This window comes from Streptomyces sp. NPDC005805 (genome assembly GCF_040630445.1).
GTDB lineage: Bacteria > Actinomycetota > Actinomycetes > Streptomycetales > Streptomycetaceae > Streptomyces.
Genome location: NZ_JBEXXN010000004.1, coordinates 182,675 through 198,539, shown reverse-complemented (window position 1 = coordinate 198,539; position 15,865 = coordinate 182,675). Strand labels below are relative to the sequence as shown.

The 15,865-nt window shown below is 73.7% G+C and carries 15 protein-coding genes and 1 pseudogene; 12 read left to right on the top strand and 4 right to left on the bottom strand.

The genetic code is table 11. The features are described 5' to 3' along the window. The 4 genes and pseudogenes from ABZ457_RS04575 to ABZ457_RS04560 form a co-directional block, all read right to left on the bottom strand. Nucleotides 1-221: pseudogene (locus ABZ457_RS04575) on the bottom strand (2-oxoglutarate ferredoxin oxidoreductase subunit alpha); the annotation flags it as partial. Nucleotides 222-420: 199 nt separating this feature from the next. Continuing rightward, nucleotides 421-1,080, bottom strand: coding sequence for a response regulator transcription factor (locus ABZ457_RS04570; protein WP_359153787.1), 660 nt, complete (start codon nucleotides 1,078-1,080; stop codon nucleotides 421-423). Between the two features lie 268 nt (nucleotides 1,081-1,348). Continuing rightward, nucleotides 1,349-2,677, bottom strand: coding sequence for a sensor domain-containing protein (locus tag ABZ457_RS04565; RefSeq protein WP_359153768.1), 1,329 nt, complete (start codon nucleotides 2,675-2,677; stop codon nucleotides 1,349-1,351). A gap of 171 nt (nucleotides 2,678-2,848) precedes the next feature. Beyond that, the gene (locus ABZ457_RS04560) at nucleotides 2,849-4,033 is read right to left on the bottom strand and encodes a sensor domain-containing protein (RefSeq protein ID WP_359153766.1); all 1,185 of its coding nucleotides are present in this window, start codon (nucleotides 4,031-4,033) and stop codon (nucleotides 2,849-2,851) included. A 207-nt stretch (nucleotides 4,034-4,240) separates the two neighbouring features. Here ABZ457_RS04560 and ABZ457_RS04555 point away from each other — a divergent pair, with 207 nt between their 5' ends. The 12 genes from ABZ457_RS04555 (at nucleotide 4,241) to ABZ457_RS04500 (ending at nucleotide 15,842) form a co-directional block, all read left to right on the top strand. Next, nucleotides 4,241-4,639 (top strand): NADH-quinone oxidoreductase subunit A, encoded by a 399-nt coding sequence (locus ABZ457_RS04555; protein WP_018847552.1) that lies wholly within the window; start codon nucleotides 4,241-4,243, stop codon nucleotides 4,637-4,639. Beyond that, the gene (locus tag ABZ457_RS04550) at nucleotides 4,630-5,283 is read left to right on the top strand and encodes an NADH-quinone oxidoreductase subunit B family protein (protein ID WP_359153763.1); all 654 of its coding nucleotides are present in this window, start codon (nucleotides 4,630-4,632) and stop codon (nucleotides 5,281-5,283) included. The genes ABZ457_RS04555 and ABZ457_RS04550 overlap by 10 nt, the downstream gene beginning before the upstream one ends. Next, nucleotides 5,280-6,662: an NADH-quinone oxidoreductase subunit C gene (locus ABZ457_RS04545; RefSeq protein WP_359153761.1), complete on the top strand. Its 1,383-nt coding sequence runs from the start codon at nucleotides 5,280-5,282 to the stop codon at nucleotides 6,660-6,662. Before ABZ457_RS04550 ends, ABZ457_RS04545 begins: the two co-directional genes overlap by 4 nt. Then, nucleotides 6,659-7,624 carry a complex I subunit 1 family protein gene (locus ABZ457_RS04540; RefSeq protein ID WP_359153759.1) on the top strand — a complete coding sequence of 322 codons (966 nt, stop codon included), beginning with the start codon at nucleotides 6,659-6,661 and terminating at the stop codon, nucleotides 7,622-7,624. The genes ABZ457_RS04545 and ABZ457_RS04540 overlap by 4 nt, the downstream gene beginning before the upstream one ends. 2 nt (nucleotides 7,625-7,626) lie before the next feature. After that, nucleotides 7,627-8,286, top strand: a complete 660-nt coding sequence (locus tag ABZ457_RS04535; protein ID WP_359153757.1) for an NADH-quinone oxidoreductase subunit I — start codon at nucleotides 7,627-7,629, stop codon at nucleotides 8,284-8,286. Next, nucleotides 8,283-8,861: an NADH-quinone oxidoreductase subunit J gene (locus ABZ457_RS04530; RefSeq protein WP_359153755.1), complete on the top strand. Its 579-nt coding sequence runs from the start codon at nucleotides 8,283-8,285 to the stop codon at nucleotides 8,859-8,861. The genes ABZ457_RS04535 and ABZ457_RS04530 overlap by 4 nt, the downstream gene beginning before the upstream one ends. Then, on the top strand, nucleotides 8,861-9,244 hold the full coding sequence (gene nuoK / locus ABZ457_RS04525) for an NADH-quinone oxidoreductase subunit NuoK (RefSeq protein WP_359153753.1): 384 nt from the start codon (nucleotides 8,861-8,863) through the stop codon (nucleotides 9,242-9,244). Before ABZ457_RS04530 ends, nuoK begins: the two co-directional genes overlap by 1 nt. Next, nucleotides 9,241-11,241, top strand: coding sequence for an NADH-quinone oxidoreductase subunit L (locus tag ABZ457_RS04520; protein ID WP_359153751.1), 2,001 nt, complete (start codon nucleotides 9,241-9,243; stop codon nucleotides 11,239-11,241). The genes nuoK and ABZ457_RS04520 overlap by 4 nt, the downstream gene beginning before the upstream one ends. Nucleotides 11,242-11,244: 3 nt before the next feature. Next, the gene (locus ABZ457_RS04515; RefSeq protein ID WP_359153749.1) at nucleotides 11,245-12,846 is read left to right on the top strand and encodes an NADH-quinone oxidoreductase subunit M; all 1,602 of its coding nucleotides are present in this window, start codon (nucleotides 11,245-11,247) and stop codon (nucleotides 12,844-12,846) included. Next, nucleotides 12,843-14,390, top strand: a complete 1,548-nt coding sequence (locus tag ABZ457_RS04510) for an NADH-quinone oxidoreductase subunit N (protein ID WP_359153747.1) — start codon at nucleotides 12,843-12,845, stop codon at nucleotides 14,388-14,390. The genes ABZ457_RS04515 and ABZ457_RS04510 overlap by 4 nt, the downstream gene beginning before the upstream one ends. A gap of 199 nt (nucleotides 14,391-14,589) precedes the next feature. Then, the gene (htpX, locus tag ABZ457_RS04505; protein WP_359153745.1) at nucleotides 14,590-15,453 is read left to right on the top strand and encodes a zinc metalloprotease HtpX; all 864 of its coding nucleotides are present in this window, start codon (nucleotides 14,590-14,592) and stop codon (nucleotides 15,451-15,453) included. Beyond that, complete coding sequence (locus ABZ457_RS04500; protein ID WP_359153743.1) at nucleotides 15,450-15,842, top strand: YccF domain-containing protein; 393 nt, start codon at nucleotides 15,450-15,452, stop codon at nucleotides 15,840-15,842. Before htpX ends, ABZ457_RS04500 begins: the two co-directional genes overlap by 4 nt. Nucleotides 15,843-15,865 lie beyond the last annotated feature (23 nt).

Here is a 15,865-nt window from a genome sequence, read left to right as displayed (position 1 = left end):
CCGAAGGACGCGGTCTCCGAGGTGAAGCGGTCACCCGTCAACTGCATGCCGTCGCCCGAGTCGCCCGCGAAGCGGATGATCACCCGGTCCAGGCGGCGGACCTCCTTCTGGCCCTCGGGTCTGCGCTGTCCGCCCACGACGGCTTCATGGGGGTCGTGGGGATCACGGGCCCCTCCGGCCCCGTCGGCCTGTCCGGCCGGGCTACTGACCTGGCTGGTCACTGAACTGGACCTCCCTCGTCGAGGCGGTTCCTCGGGCGCGGCCGCAACGCGGCCCCACCCCTGGCAACCCTACGACGCGGGGTTGCCGTTCCCCGGACCGCTCACATGTCGGACGAACCTATGAGACGCGGTGTCACCGTGTTTGTCATGCATCGCCGCCCCCGTTTCCGGGACGGGACCCCGTCACGGGTCCCGGCCGTCACGAGTTCAGATACGTCAGCACCGCGAGCACCCGGCGGTGGTCCCCCTCGCTCGGGGAGAGCCCGAGCTTCAGGAAGATGTTGCTGACGTGCTTCTCCACCGCTCCGTCGCTCACCACGAGCTGCTTGGCGACCGCCGAGTTGGTGCGGCCCTCCGCCATCAGGCCGAGGACCTCGCGCTCGCGCGGGGTGAGCCCCGCGAGCACGTCCTGCTTGCGGCTGCGGCCCAGCAACTGGGCCACCACCTCCGGGTCGAGGGCCGTGCCGCCCCGCGCCACCCGCACCACCGCGTCGACGAACTCCCGTACCTCCGCGACCCGGTCCTTGAGGAGGTAGCCCACCCCGCGGCTGCTGCCGGCCAGCAGCTCGGTCGCGTACTGCTCCTCCACATACTGGGAGAGGACCAGCACGCCCACCTCCGGATGGGTGCGGCGCAGCTCCACGGCCGCCCGGACACCTTCATCCGTATGAGTGGGCGGCATCCGCACATCGGCGACCACCACATCCGGCAGGGCGTCCTGCGCGGCCAGCTCGGTGACCGTCTTGAGCAGTGCCTGCGCGTCCCCCACACCGGCGACGACCTCGTGTCCGCGGTCCGTCAGCAGCCGGGTCAGACCCTCCCGGAGCAGCACGGAGTCCTCCGCGATCACCACGCGCACTCTGTCCTCCACTGCCTCGCGTCCCCTTGTCGTCGTCCGGTCGCCGACGTCCGGCGTCCTGCGGCCGTGGCCCGGCGTTTCCCCGACGGGTCACGAGTCCAGCATCCCAGGATCGGGTGCCGGTCGAGCCGGGACCGCGTCCATGTCCCCACGGGGGACGGGCCCCGGGCCCCCGGGGTTGATCCGGGGGCCCGGAGCGCGGGGCGCGCGCGGGATGGCTGGGGGTCCGTGCTTCCGGGCGGGTGGTGGTCCCGCCGGACGGATTCGGTCAGCCGCGCCAGGGGAGTTCGGCGATCACGGTGGTCGGGCCGCCGGCGGGGGAGTCGACGGCGAGGACCCCGTCGACGGCGCCCAGACGTTCGGCGAGCCCCGCGAGACCGCTGCCGGCCGTCGCGTCCGCCCCGCCGCGTCCGTCGTCCGTCACCTGGAGCATCAGCCGGTCCTGGGAACGCCAGACCTCCACGGAGGCACGGGTGGCGCGGGCGTGTTTGCTGACGTTCTGGAGGAGTTCGGAGACGGTGAAGTACGCGATGCCCTCGATCGCCGCCGCCGGCCGCCGGTCCAGATCCACCTCGACCGCCACCGGCACCGCGCAGCGGGAGGCGACGGCGGAGAGGGCGGCGTCGAGTCCGCGGTCGGTGAGGACGGCGGGGTGGATGCCGCGGGCGAGGTCGCGGAGTTCCTGGAGGGCGATCTTCACCTCGCCGTGGGCCTCGTCGACCATGCGGGCGGCGGCCTCCGGGTCCTCGGTGAGCTTCTCCTTCGCGAGGCCGAGATCCATGGCGAGGGCGACGAGACGGGCCTGTGCGCCGTCGTGGAGGTCGCGTTCGATCCGGCGCAGATCCGCCGCCGCCGTGTCCACCACCACACCCCGGTCCGACTCCAGTTCGACGACCCGGCTGGCCAGCCGGGAGGGGCCGAGGAGCCCGCCGACCATGAGCCGGTCCACCTGGTTCAGCGCGCGGATCACCCAGGGCGTGGCGACCGTCAGCAGCAGACCGGCGACACAGGTCGCGGCGATCTCCAGCGGGGTGTCCAGATACTCGTTGTGCGTTCCGTCCCCGTACAGCTGGATGCCGCCGGCATCGCCCCACGCGGGGAAGACCCACTGCCACAGCGGGTAGGTCGCCAGCGCCCAGCCCGCCGTCCACAGCGGGACCACCAGGCTGAACGTGAACACCGCCCACGGGAAGTGGAGCAGCGAGTACAGCAGCTGCCGCCAGGAGGTGCCGCTCTTGAGCAGCCCCCCGATCCAGGCGAGCGCCCCGCCGCCGCCCTCGACCACGGGCTCCGGCGCCGGCACGTCCAGGTCCAGCAGGTACCGGGCCCGCAGCCGCTCCACCGCGCCCAGGCCGCGCAAGGCGGCGAAGGTGCCCGCCAGCAGCGGGACACCGACGAAGGTGACGAGCAGCCCGGCGCTGATCGACCCCATGGTCACGCTGAAGGTGAACAGCAGGATGCTCATGGGCAGACTCAGCAGGATCCAGCCGAACTCCCGCCAGGTGCGCCCCTCCAGGGGCGCGCGCAGCACGGGAGGGAGGGAGTGCGCCCGCCGCTGCCGGGGCGGCGCCGCGCTGTAACCGTGGTCCATGGCCATCGAGGTCGTCCGTTCTGCGAGGCGGGCTGTCAGGGGTCCAGCCTGCTGGCCGGGGGCGCCGCGCACCATGAGGGCGGTCGGCGTCCGGGTGGGGGGTTTACCCCACCCCGGGGAGGTGCGGGGGCTCGTGGGGGCGCGGCGGGGCCGGCGTCACACGGTGGGCGGCCGGCGTCACGCGGTGGTGCGGGCGCGCCAGGGGAGTTCGGCGGTGACGGTGGTCGGGCCGCCGGCGGGGGAGTCCAGCGCGAACAGGCCGTCGACCGCGCCGAGGCGTTCGGCGAGACCGGCCATGCCCGTCCCGCCGTCGAGCCGCGCGCCGCCCTTCCCGTCGTCCATGACCTGGATCAGCAAGCGGTCGCCCGCGCGCCAGACGTCGACGGAGGCGCGGGTGGCGCGGGCGTGTTTGCTGACGTTCTGGAGGAGTTCGGAGACGGTGAAGTAGGCGATGCCCTCGATGGCGGGGGCGGGGCGCTCGTCCAGGTCGGTGGTGACGGTGACCGGGACGGTGCAGCGGGAGGCGACGGCGGAGAGGGCGGCGTCGAGTCCGCGGTCGGTGAGGACGGCGGGGTGGATGCCGCGGGCGAGGTCGCGGAGTTCCTGGAGGGCGATCTTCACCTCGCCGTGGGCCTCGTCGACCATGCGGGCGGCGGCCTCCGGGTCCTCGGCCAGTTTCTCCTTCGCCAGGCCGAGGCCCATGGCCAGGGTGACCAGGCGGGCCTGTGCGCCGTCGTGGAGGTCGCGTTCGATCCGGCGCAGATCCGCCGCCGCCGTGTCCACCACCACTCCGCGCCGGGACTCCAACGCGGCGATCCTGCGCTCCAGTTCGTCGGAGGGCGACAGCAGCCCGCGCACCATCGCCCGGTCCGCGTTCGCCATGGCCCGGACCAGGAACGGCAGCACCGGCCAGAGGACCACCAGGCCCACCAGCGTCACGGCGAAGGTGAGCACCGCCCACGGCAGCCGGACGAAGCCGTGGAGCACCGCCCGCCACGCGACCGGGTCCTTCAGCCGCTGCCACACCCAGGCCAGGGCCCCGCTGCCGCCGTCGGACGCCCCCGGCGGACTCGGCTCGTCCACCCGCACCCCGAGCAGCGCCCGGGCGCGGGCCCGCTCCATCCGCCCGATGCCCCGCGCCCCCACCAGACCCGCGGCGAGCAGCGGCAGCCCGACGACGGTGACCCCCAGGCCGGCGCCGACGGACACCACGGTCACCACGTAGACGAAGGCGATCAGGCCGGCCGGCAGGTTGAGCAGCAGATGCGCGATCTCCTTCCAGGTGCGGCGGTCGAAGGCGAAGCGCGCGGGAGGCGGGCCGGTCTCGCCGGTCTCGTCGGGGGCGGTGTCACTCGCGGTCATGTGCCCAGCCTGCCGGGCCGGGTACCCGGCCCGCCATGGGGTACATGGGTGCGGCGGCGTAGGGATAACCCCACCCGGCCCGGGACGCGGCCGCCCGCGCCCGCCGACGCGACTGCCCGCGCCCGCTTGGGCAGGGCCTAGACTCCGGTGCGTATCGAGGCGACGGGACGCGGACGAGCGGGACGCGGAGAGGGAGCGAGGGCGGACGTGCCGGAGGAGACCGTGGTCGTCCACGCGGCGGACTACTTCCAGGGGTACGGGGTCGTCGGCCTGCTCGCCGTGCTCGGCGTGCTGTTCGTCGCCGTCGCGTTCGGCGCGGGACGGCTGCTGCGGCCCGTGGCGCCGACCCCGGAGAAGCTGCTCACCTACGAGTGCGGTGTCGACCCGGTGGGCGACGGCTGGGCCCACACCCAGGTCCGCTACTACGTGTACGCCTTCCTCTATGTGATCTTCGCCGTCGACTCCATCTTCCTCTTCCCCTGGGCGACCGTCTTCGCCGCCGACGGCTACGGCGCGACGACCCTCGTCGAGATGTTCGTGTTCCTCGGCTTCCTGACCGTGGGACTGCTCTACGCGTACAAGAAGGGCGTCCTGACATGGGCGTGACCCCCGCCCCCGTGGACCTGCCGGAGCCCCAGCGGCTCGGCGTACTGTCCCGGCTGGCGCCGGAGCCGATGAAGGTGGTCCTCAACTGGGGCCGCCGCTACAGCCTGTGGGTCTTCAACTTCGGGCTCGCCTGCTGCGCCATCGAGTTCATCGCGGCGTCCATGGCGCGGCACGACTTCATCCGGCTCGGCGTGATCCCCTTCGCGCCCGGGCCCCGCCAGGCGGACCTGATGATCGTGTCGGGCACGGTCACGGACAAGATGGCGCCCGCGGTGAAGCGGCTCTACGAGCAGATGCCGGAGCCGAAGTACGTCATCTCCTTCGGCGCCTGCTCCAACTGCGGCGGCCCGTACTGGGACTCCTACTCGGTGACCAAGGGCGTCGACCAGATCATCCCCGTCGACGTGTACGTGCCGGGCTGCCCGCCCCGCCCGGAGGCGCTGCTCCAGGGCATCCTCAAGCTCCAGGAGAAGATCGCGCGGGAGTCGCTGGGCGAGCGCTACGGGCGCGGGGGCGGGGCGCGTCCGTCGGCGGACGCGCTGCGCAGCGGGCTGGTCGCGCCGCCGCCTCCCGCGGACGCGGGCGGGGCCGGTCCGGGGACCGCTTCCGGTGCCGGGGCCGGCGCGGAGGGCGGTGGACGGTGAACGCGTACGACACCCTCCCCGACGGGGTGACCGAACTCTTCGGCGACGGCGCCACCGCGGAACGCGCCTACGACCTCCTCACGGTCGACGTCCCGGCCGAGTCCTGGATCCCGGCCCTGGAGACCGCCCGGTCCACCCTGGGCTGCACCTTCTTCGACTGGCTGAGCGCGGTGGACGAGCCGGGCACCGGGTTCCTGGTGTCCGTGCACGCCGTGGCCCTGGGCGACGGCGCGGTCCGGCGGCTGCTGGTGCGTACGACCGTCCCGCACGACGCCCCCGTGCTGCCGACGGCGGTCGGGGTCTGGGCCGGTGCCGCCTGGCACGAGCGGGAGACCCACGAGATGTTCGGCGTGGACTTCACCGGCCACCCGGGGCTCGAACCACTGCTGCTGCCCGAGGGCTTCGAGGGACATCCGCTGCGCAAGGACTTCGTGCTCGCCGCCCGGGTCGCCAAGGCGTGGCCGGGCGCCAAGGAGCCGGGGGAGTCCGACCACGGCGGGCCGAAGCGCCGGCAGATGCTGCCGCCCGGGGTGCCGGACCCGAACGAGTGGGGCCCCCTCAAGGGCCAGCTCCCGCCCGCCCCGACCCGGCCCGCCCGCACGCCGCGCGCGGGGGCGGGTGCCGGTGCGGGTGCCGGGGGCGCCGCCGGTGCGGGCGGCACGGGCGCTGGTGAGCGGCCGCCGCGCCGGACGCGCAGCGCCTCGGAGGGCTCGGCCTCCCAGACGCCGCCGCCCGCGGAGGCCGGTCCGGGGGCCGGACCCGGTACCGGGGAGCGTCCCCCGCGCCGGATGCGCAGCGCGTCGGAGGGCTCGGCGTCCCAGGCGGCCCCGGAGGCCGGTCCGGGGGCAGGAACCGGGGAGCGTCCCGCGCGCCGCACCCGCAGCGCGTCCGAGGGCTCGGCCTCCCAGACGCCGCCGCCCGCGCCCCGGCCCCGCCGGACGCGCAGCGCGAGCGACGGCTCCGCGTCCCAGACCGCGGCGCAGCCGCCGGCCACCCCGGACGACGCCACGGACCCGGCCGGGTCCGCCCCGCCCGCGCAGCCCCCGCGCCGCGCCCCCCGCAGTGCCGACGCCCCCTGGCACCACGCCCGCCCGGCCTTCGCCGAGGAGCCCGAGGAGCGCGAGACACCACCCCCCGCGCCCGAGGAGCCCGGGCTGCCCGGAGAGCCCTCCGCCTCCGGCGAGCGCCCCACACCCGAGGAGCCCGAGGAGCGGCCCGAGGAGCGCGAGGCGCGCCCCGCGCCGGGCGAGCCCGGAGAACCTCCCGCGCCTGAGGCCGAGCCCCCCGCGCCGGAGGCCGAGCCCGCGCCCGAGGCACCCGACACCCCGGCAACACCCGACACCACCCCCGAGCGACCCACCGGAGGCGACCCCGCGTGAACGACGTGCTCGACGTCGCCGTCCGGCTCCTCGCCGTCTTCGCCGCGTTCCTCGTCCTCCCGCTCCTGGTCGGACAGACCGAGCACAAGGTGATGGCGCACATGCAGGGCCGGCTCGGCCCGATGTACGCCGGCGGCTTCCACGGCTGGGCCCAGCTCGTCGCCGACGGCGTGAAGTTCGCGCAGAAGGAGGACGTGGTCCCGGCCGACGCCGACCGCCGTGTCTTCCAACTCGCCCCCGCCGTCGCCCTGCTGCCCTACCTCCTGGTCCTCGTCGCCATCCCCGTGGGCCCGGGCGAGGGCGCGGTCGGCCAGGTCGTCGACGCGGGCGTCTTCTTCGTCCTCGCCGTGATGGGCGTCGGCGTCCTCGGCTCGCTGATGGCGGGCTGGGCCTCGGCCAACAAGTTCTCCCTCCTCGGCGGTCTGCGCACCGCCGCCCAGCTGCTCGCGTACGAGCTGCCCATGCTGCTGGCCGCCGCCTCGGTCGCGATGGCCGCCGGCACGGTGTCCCTCATCGGCATCCTCGACGCCTTCCAGTGGTGGTGGCTGCCCTGGCAGATCACCGGCGCGCTCGTCTTCTTCGTCGCCGGTCTCGCCGAACTCCAGCGTCCGCCCTTCGACATGCCGGTCGCCGACTCCGAGATCATCTTCGGCGCGTACACCGAGTACACCGGTCTGCGCTTCGCCCTCTTCCTGCTCGCCGAGTACGCGGGCATCGTCGTGCTCTGCGCGCTGACGACCGTCCTCTTCCTCGGCGGCTGGCACGGCCCGTTCGGCGCCGACGGCCTCGGCTGGCTCTGGACCCTGCTCAAGACCGCCGTCCTGGCCTTCGTCGTCATCTGGCTGCGGGTGTCCTACCCGCGGATGCGCGAGGACCAGTTGCAGAAGCTCGCGTGGACGGCGCTCGTCCCGCTCGCCCTCGCCCAGATCGCCCTCACCGGCGTCGTCAAGGTGGTGCTCTAGCCGTGTCCCCGATCCCCGGTTCCGGCCTGGCCAAGGGCCTGGCCGTCACCCTGCGGACGATGACGAGGAGGACCGTCACCGCGCAGTACCCGGACGTCCTCCCCGAACTCCCGCCCCGCACGCGCGGGGTGATCGGCCTGTTCGAGGAGAACTGCACCGTCTGCATGCTCTGCGCCCGCGAGTGCCCCGACTGGTGCATCTACATCGACTCCCACAAGGAGACGGTCCCGCCGGCCGCCCCGGGCGGCCGCGAGCGCAGCCGCAACGTCCTCGACCGTTTCGCCATCGACTTCTCCCTCTGCATGTACTGCGGTATCTGCATCGAGGTGTGCCCCTTCGACGCGCTGTTCTGGTCGCCCGAGTTCGAGTACGCGGAGACGGACATCCACGAACTCACCCATGAGCGGGACAAGCTCCGCGAGTGGATGTGGACCGTGCCCGCCCCGCCCGCGCTCGACCCGGGCGCGGAGGAGCCCAAGGAACTCGCCGCGGCCCGCAAGACCGCCGACAAACTCGAAGCGGCCCGGGCCGCCGAGGCCGCCCGCGCGGCGGAGGCGGCCCAGGCGGCCAAGGAAGCCGACGCGGCCGACGCGGCCGACGCGGCCGACGCGGCCGACCCCTCGCCCGGCGAGCGCCGCACCGAGGACGGAGGTACGGCATGACCCTCGCCGCGACCGCCCCCCACGGCTTCCTCTCCCCGACCGGCGTCGAGATCGCCTTCGTCCTCGTCGGCCTCGTCACCCTCGGCGCGGCCGTGATCACCGTCACCACCCGCCAACTGGTGCACGCGGCCCTCTGGCTGGTCGTCGCGCTCGGCGGACTCGCCGTCGAGTACCTCCTGCTCACCGCCGAGTTCATCGCCTGGGTGCAGGTGCTGATCTACGTCGGTTCCGTGGTCGTCCTCCTCCTCTTCGGGCTGATGCTCACCAGGGCCCCCATCGGCCGCTCCCCGGACGCCGACTCCGGCAACCGGTGGGTCGCCCTCGCCGTGGCCGGGACCGCCGCCGTCGCCCTGGTCTGGGTGGTCGTGGACGCCTTCCGGACCACCTGGATCGACCTGGACGGACCGGTCCAGGGCTCCACCGAGGTGACCGGCGAGATGCTCTTCCGGAACTGGGTGCTCCCCTTCGAGGCCCTGTCCGTCCTTCTCCTCGCCGCCCTCGTCGGCGCGATCGTCCTCTCCCGCAAGGACGACCCGGACACCCCCACCGGACCCACCGACGGAGGGACGCGCTGATGCACCTCGCCTATCCCGCTGTCCTCGCCGCCCTCCTCTTCTGCGTCGGCCTCTACGGGGTCCTCGCCCGCCGCAACGCGATCCTCGTCCTGATGTCCGTCGAGCTGATGCTCAACGCCGTCAACCTCAACCTGGTCGCCTTCGACGTATGGCTGCGCGACACCCTCCACGCCGGCCAGGCCCTCACCCTCTTCACCATCGCCATCGCCGCCGCCGAGATCGGCATCGGCCTGGCCATCGTGCTGATGGTGTACCGCAACCGCGGCACCTCCGACATCGACCGCCTCCGCGACACCGCGGAGACCCCCGACGGCACCGGCACGGACACCGGAGCCGACGACGCACCCGCCGACCGCGAGGAGAAGGCCGAGGCCACCGCGTGACCACCACGACCCTCGCCGTCCTCGTCCCCCTCCTCCCCTTCCTCGGCGCCGCGGCCGGCCTTCTGCTCGGCCGCACCGCCCCCGGCTTCGTCCGCCCCCTCGCCGTACTCCCCGTCCTCGCCGCGGCCGTGCTCGCCGTCCTGGTCGCGGTGCGCCAGGACGGCGGCCCTGCCCTGGACGCGGCCACCGAACTCACCCCCACCGGCTCGGTCCCGATCGACCTGGCCCTGCACATCGACGGCTTCGCCGCCCTCGTCGCCGTCCTCGTCGGCGTCGTCGCCTCCTGTGTGCAGATCTACTCCACGGCCTATCTGCGCGACGACCCCCGCTATCCCTCCTACGCGGCGCTGGTCTCCCTGTTCACCGCCGCGATGCTCCTCGTCGTCTACTCGGGCGACCTGATGGTGCTGCTGGTCGGCTGGGAGATCATGGGCATCTGCTCGTACTTCCTCGTCGGCCACTACTGGGAGACCCCCGAGGCGCGGGCCGCCTCCCTCAAGGCCTTCCTGGTCACCAAGCTCGGTGATGTCCCCTTCCTGATCGGTCTGTTCGCCCTCGCCGCCGACGCGGGCACCTTCCGTATCACCGGGATCCTCGACGCCGTCGCCGACGGCCGAATCGAGCACCCCACCCTCGTCGCCCTGCTGCTCCTCGCGGGCGTGGCGGGCAAGTCCGCGCAGTTCCCGCTGCACACCTGGCTGCCCGACGCGATGGCCGGCCCCACCCCCGTCTCCGCGCTGATCCACGCCGCCACCATGGTCGCGGCCGGTGTCTACTTCGTCGCCCGGCTCCTTCCCCTGTTCGCCGCCTCCGCCGCGGCGATGACCGTCCTCGCCGTGATGGCCGCGGTCACCATGACCGGATCCGCCCTCGCCGCCCTCGCCCAGGACGACATCAAACGGGTCCTCGCCTACTCGACGATCGGCCAGCTCGGCTATATGACGGGCGCCCTCGCCGTCGGCGACCGCGGCTCCGCCGTCTTCCACCTCCTCGCCCACGGCGCCTTCAAGGCGCTGCTCTTCCTCGCCGCCGGTGTGCTCATCCACGCCGCCGGCACCAACTCCCTGGCCGCCATGTCCCGTATGAGCGGCCTGGCCCGGCGCGCCCCCGACGCCTACTGGACGACGACGATCGCCCTGCTCGCGCTCGCCGCCATCCCCCCGTTCGCCGGCTTCTTCTCCAAGGAGGCCGTCCTGGTGGCCGCCGAGCACACCGCGCTCGGCGAGTCCGGACTCGCCCCCGCCGCGGCCGGCTGGACCGTGCTCGTCGCCGGACTGGTCACCGCCCTCCTCACCGCCGCCTACGCGACCCGCCTCTGGCTCCTCGCCTTCCGCGGCCACGGCCCCGAGGCCCCCGACCACGGCCGGGAGCCCGTCGCCATGACCTCCGTGCTCTGGGTCCTCGCCGTGCCCTCGATCGCCTTCGGACTCGCCTGGGACCGCCTCCCCGGCTGGTTCGACGGCCAGGACCTGGCCCCCACCCTCACCACGGCCGTGCTCGGCACCGGCGTCGCCCTCGTCGGCGGACTGGTCACCTACGCCGCCTGGCGCCACGCCACCGCCTTCGCCGGCCGCCCCCCGATGGGCGCCGTCGCCGCGCACCCCGACGAGGAGCCCGCCCTCTCCGAGGCCGAGGCCATCGCCACCCACAAGGCCGCCTACGGCTCCCTCTCGGGCGCGCCCGACCCCGCCGACCCGGCCCGGCTGCTCCTCGGCCCCCTGCACCGGCCCGCCGCCGCGGGCTTCCACCTCGACGCCGTGTACTCCGCCCTCTTCGTGCGCCCCGTGCGCGCGGCGGCCGGACTCGTCCGCTTCCTGGACCGCGAGGTCGTCGACACCTACGTCCGGGGCGCGGGCGCGGGCACCCGCCTGCTGGGCGCCGCCGTCCGGCGGGCCCAGACCGGCAATGTGCAGACCTACCTCGGCGCACTCCTCGCCGGGTCGGTGGTGCTCGCCGTCGCCGTCGTCGTCCTGTCCCACCTGAACGCGGGGGTCTGAGCCGTGATCGATATCAGCGAGTCCGTGATGCGGTTCCTTCTCGCGTTCATCGTCCTCGCCCCGCTCGCCGGGGCCGCCGCCGCCCTGCTGCCGGCCCCGCCCGGTCTGCGCGGCACCGGGCCCGCCCAGGCCGTCCTGCGGCACGGCGTGACCGTGACCGGCGCGGTCCTCGTCGCCGCCGTGGTCCTCGCCCTCGGCTTCGACCACGACCGCCCCTCGGCCACGCAGGCCACCACGGACGTGAGCTGGATTCCGGCACTGGACGTGCGGATCCACCTCGGTGTCGACGGCATCTCGCTCCCCCTTCTGCTGCTGACGGCGTTGCTGACCTTCCTCTGCGCCCTGCACACCTACTTCACCAGGGACTCCGCGCCCGCCGGCCCGGCGCGCTCCCCCCACGCGGCGAAGGCGTTCACCGCGCTCGTCCTCGTCCTCGAATCGGGCACCCTCGCGACCTTCGCCGTCCTCGACCTCGTGCTCTTCTTCCTGGCCTTCGAGATGGTGCTCATCCCGATGTACTTCCTCATCGCCCGCTGGGGCGGCGAGGGGCGGCAGGCCGCGGCCTGGAAGTTCATCCTCTACACACTGCTCGGCTCGGTCGTGATGCTGCTCGGCCTCCTGCTGATCGGGCTGAAGACCGGCACCTTCGACATGGTGGCACTCGCCACTGACAACGGCCGGGGGATGACCACGTCCGTGCAGGTCATCGCCGTTCTGGCGATCGGGATCGGCCTCGCCGTGAAGACCCCGATGTGGCCCCTGCACAGCTGGCTCCCGGACGCCCACACCGCCGCGCCCACCGTCGGCTCGGTGCTGCTCGCGGGCGTGCTCCTGAAGATGGGCACCTACGGGTTCGTCCGGATCGTGCTGCCGATCGCCCCCGACGGCATGCGGGTCTTCGCGCCCTACCTCGCGGCCTTCGCCGTCACCGGCATCGTCTACGGGTCCCTCGCCTGCCTCGCCCTGGCCCGCCGGGGCGCGGGCGGCGACCTGAAGCGGCTCATCGCCTACTCCTCCGTCGGCCACATGGGCTTCGTCCTCCTCGGCATCGCCACCATGACCCCGACCGGCGTCAACGGCGCCCTGTTCGCCAACATCGCCCACGGCCTGATCACCGGACTGCTGTTCTTCCTGGTCGGCGCGGTGAAGGACCGGTACGGCACCGCCGACCTCGACACCCTCGCCGGTGCCGGCGGCGCCGCCCTGTACGGGCGCGCCCCCCGGCTCGGCGGTCTGCTCGCCTTCGCCGCCGTCGCCTCCCTCGGACTGCCGGGACTCGCCGGCTTCTGGGGCGAGATGCTGGCCCTGTTCGGCGCCTTCGACCCCGCGCCGGGCCTGAGCCGTCCCGCGTTCCTGGTCTTCATGGCGGTCGGCGCCTTCGGCACCCTGCTGACGGCCGCGTATCTGCTGGTCGTCGTGCGGCGGGTGTGCATGGGCACCCCCGAGCGGGAGTCGGCGGGCCTGCTCACCGACGTCCGCGGCCACGAGTTCGCCGCTTGGACGCCGCTCGTCGCCCTCACCGTCCTCGCCGGACTGTGGCCCGCGGTCCTCCTCGGGCTCACCGACCCGGCCGTGCAGAAGCTCCTCGCGGGAGGCAACTCGTGACCGTCGCCGCCGAGAGCGCAGCCGGCCTCGTCCAGTCGGTCGACTGGGCCACCATCGCGCCGCCCACCCTCACCGCCGTGGCGGGCCTGCTCGTCCTGGTGGCCGACCTGTTCCTCCCCGAGCGCCGCAAGCCCCTGCTGGGCGCCCTCGCGATCACCGGCCTGGTGGCGGCGATCGTCTCCCTGGCACCCCTGCGCGCCGGGGACCGCTCGACCTTCTGCCTCGCCGCCGGCACCCGGGCGTGCAGCTACACGGCCGACCACTTCACCCTGGTCATCCAGTTCCTGGTGCTCGGCGGGGCCCTGCTGACCGCCGTGCTCTCCCTCACCGAGACCCGACCCGGCGGGCTGCCCGCCGGGGAGTACTGGTTCCTGCTGCTCTCCTCGGCGGCCGGCGCGGCCCTGCTGCCCGCCTCCCGGGACCTCGCCACCCTGATCGTCGCCCTGGAGGTCGCCTCCCTGCCCGCGTTCGCCCTGGTCGGGCTGCGCCGCGGCGACCGGCGGTCCAGCGAGGCCGCGCTCAAGTTCTTCCTCTCCTCGGTCACCGCGACGGCCGTCACCCTGCTCGGCGTGAGCTTCGTGTACGCGGCGACGGGCACCATGCACCTCACCGAGGTGGCCGCCGCGCTGGAGAACGTCCCCGGGCAGCTCGACACCCTCGCGAAGACGGGCGTGGCCCTGACCCTGGTGGGCTTCGCCTTCAAGACCGCGGCGGTCCCCTTCCACTTCTGGGTGCCCGACACCTACACGGGCGCCCCGCTGCCGGTCGCCGCCTACCTGTCCGTGGTCGGCAAGGCGGTCGGCTTCACCGGGCTCGTCCTGGTGACCGTCGTCGCCTTCCCCGGCTACGCGGACATCTGGGGCCCGGCCCTCGCCGTGCTCGCCGCCCTCACCATGACCGCGGGCAACGCCGCCGCGCTGCGCCAGGCGGCCGGCCGCGACCGGAGCGCGGTCCGGCTGCTGGCCTGGTCCTCCGTGGGGCAGGCGGGCTATCTGCTGGTCCCGATCGCGGCCGCCGCGTACTCCAGCGACGAGCAGATCGGCGCGACCGTCTCCTACGCCCTGATGTACGCCGTGGTGAACCTCGGCGCGTTCTCCGTCGCGGCCCTGGTCGCCCGCAGCCACCCGCGCAACCGGATCTCCGACTACCGGGGCCTGTACGCGACGAGGCCGCTCGCCGCCCTGGCCATGGCCTTCTTCCTGCTCTGCCTCGCGGGCCTGCCGCCGGGCATCATCGGGCTCTTCGCCAAGGTGACCGTCTTCTCCTCGGCGGTCGACGCGGGGCTGGGCTGGCTCGCCGTGGTGATGGGCGTCAACGTGGTCGTCGCGCTCTCCTACTACCTGCGCTGGACCGCGGTCCTCTTCCGCGCGCCGGAGACGGCCGCCGAGCCCGCCACCGAGCCCGCCACCGGGGCGCCCGGTGGGGCGCGCCGTCGCGGCCCGGCGCCGGTGACCGTCGCCGTGGCGCTCACCGCGCTCGCCGCCGTGGTGCTCTCCGGCTGGCCCCAGCTGGCGCTGCGCTTCGCCGCCGACACCCTCTTCTGACGGGCCGCCCGCCCACCGCACGCGGCCGGAACCACCCGGACGGCCGAGCCCCCGCCCCGCCGCACAGCCCCTGGCCCGCGAGCCGGGGGCGCGGGGAACCAGCGTCCCTCGCCTGGCGTTGACCAGTACAGAAGGGTCCACTGGAGAGTGGAGCACCCGGGTAGAAGGGTCCCCTGCCGCACCACTTGGAGGGCGTACCGTGCACCGCCGGCACAACGGGCTGAAGACCGCCGTCCTCCTCGGGGGACTGTCCGCACTGATTCTCGTCATCGGCAGCTTCTTCGGCCGTACGGGGCTGATCGTGGCGCTCGTCGTCGCCCTCGGCACGAACGCCTACGCGTACTGGAACAGCGACAAGCTGGCCCTGCGCGCGATGCGGGCACGGCCGGTGAGCGAGTTCGAGGCCCCCGCGCTCTACCGCATCGTCCGCGAGCTCTCCACCGCGGCCCGGCAGCCCATGCCCCGGCTCTACATCTCCCCGACCCAGGCCCCCAACGCCTTCGCCACCGGCAGGAACCCGAGGAACGCCGCCGTCTGCTGTACAGAGGGCATCCTCAGAATCCTCGACGAGCGCGAACTGCGCGGGGTGCTCGGCCATGAGCTGAGCCACGTCTACAACCGCGACATCCTCATCTCCTCGGTCGCCGGGGCCCTGGCGTCCGTGGTGATGTTCCTGGTCAACTTCGCCTGGCTGATCCCGATCGGCCGGTCCAGCGACGACGACGGCCCCGGTCTCCTCGGCATGCTCCTGATCATGCTCCTGGGGCCGCTGGCCGCCTCGGTCATCCAGCTCGCCGTCAGCCGCTCCCGCGAGTACGAGGCGGACGCCTCCGGTGCCCAGCTCACCGGGGACCCGCTCGCCCTCGCCAGCGCCCTGCGGAAGCTGGACGCCGGGACCAAGCAGCTCCCGCTGCCGCCGGAGCCCCGGCTGGAGACGGCGAGCCATATGATGATCGCCAATCCCTTCGGCCCGGGCCGGGGCCTCTCCAGGATGTTCTCCACCCACCCGCCCATGGCGGACCGGATCGCTCGACTCGAGCAGATGGCAGGTCACCGACCGTGAAGACAATTCTGAACGTCATATGGCTGGTCCTGAGCGGCTTCTGGCTGTTCCTGGGATACCTGGTCGCAGGTGTGCTGCTCTGCATCACGATCATCGGCATCCCCTTCGGCCTGGCCGCCTTCCGTATCGGCGTCTACGCCCTGTGGCCCTTCGGGTACACCACCGTCGACCGCCACGACTCGGGCGCGCCCTCCCTCGTCGGGAACGTGCTGTGGATCGTCCTGGCCGGCTGGTGGCTCGCCCTCGGCCATATCCTCACGGGCATCGCCCTGTGCCTGACGATCATCGGCATCCCGTTCGGCATCGCCAACTTCAAGCTGATCCCGGTCTCGCTGATGCCGCTCGGCAAGGAGATCGTGCCCACGGACCGCCCGTTCGCGGGCCGCTGACGGACCGTCCCCGGGCACGGGCA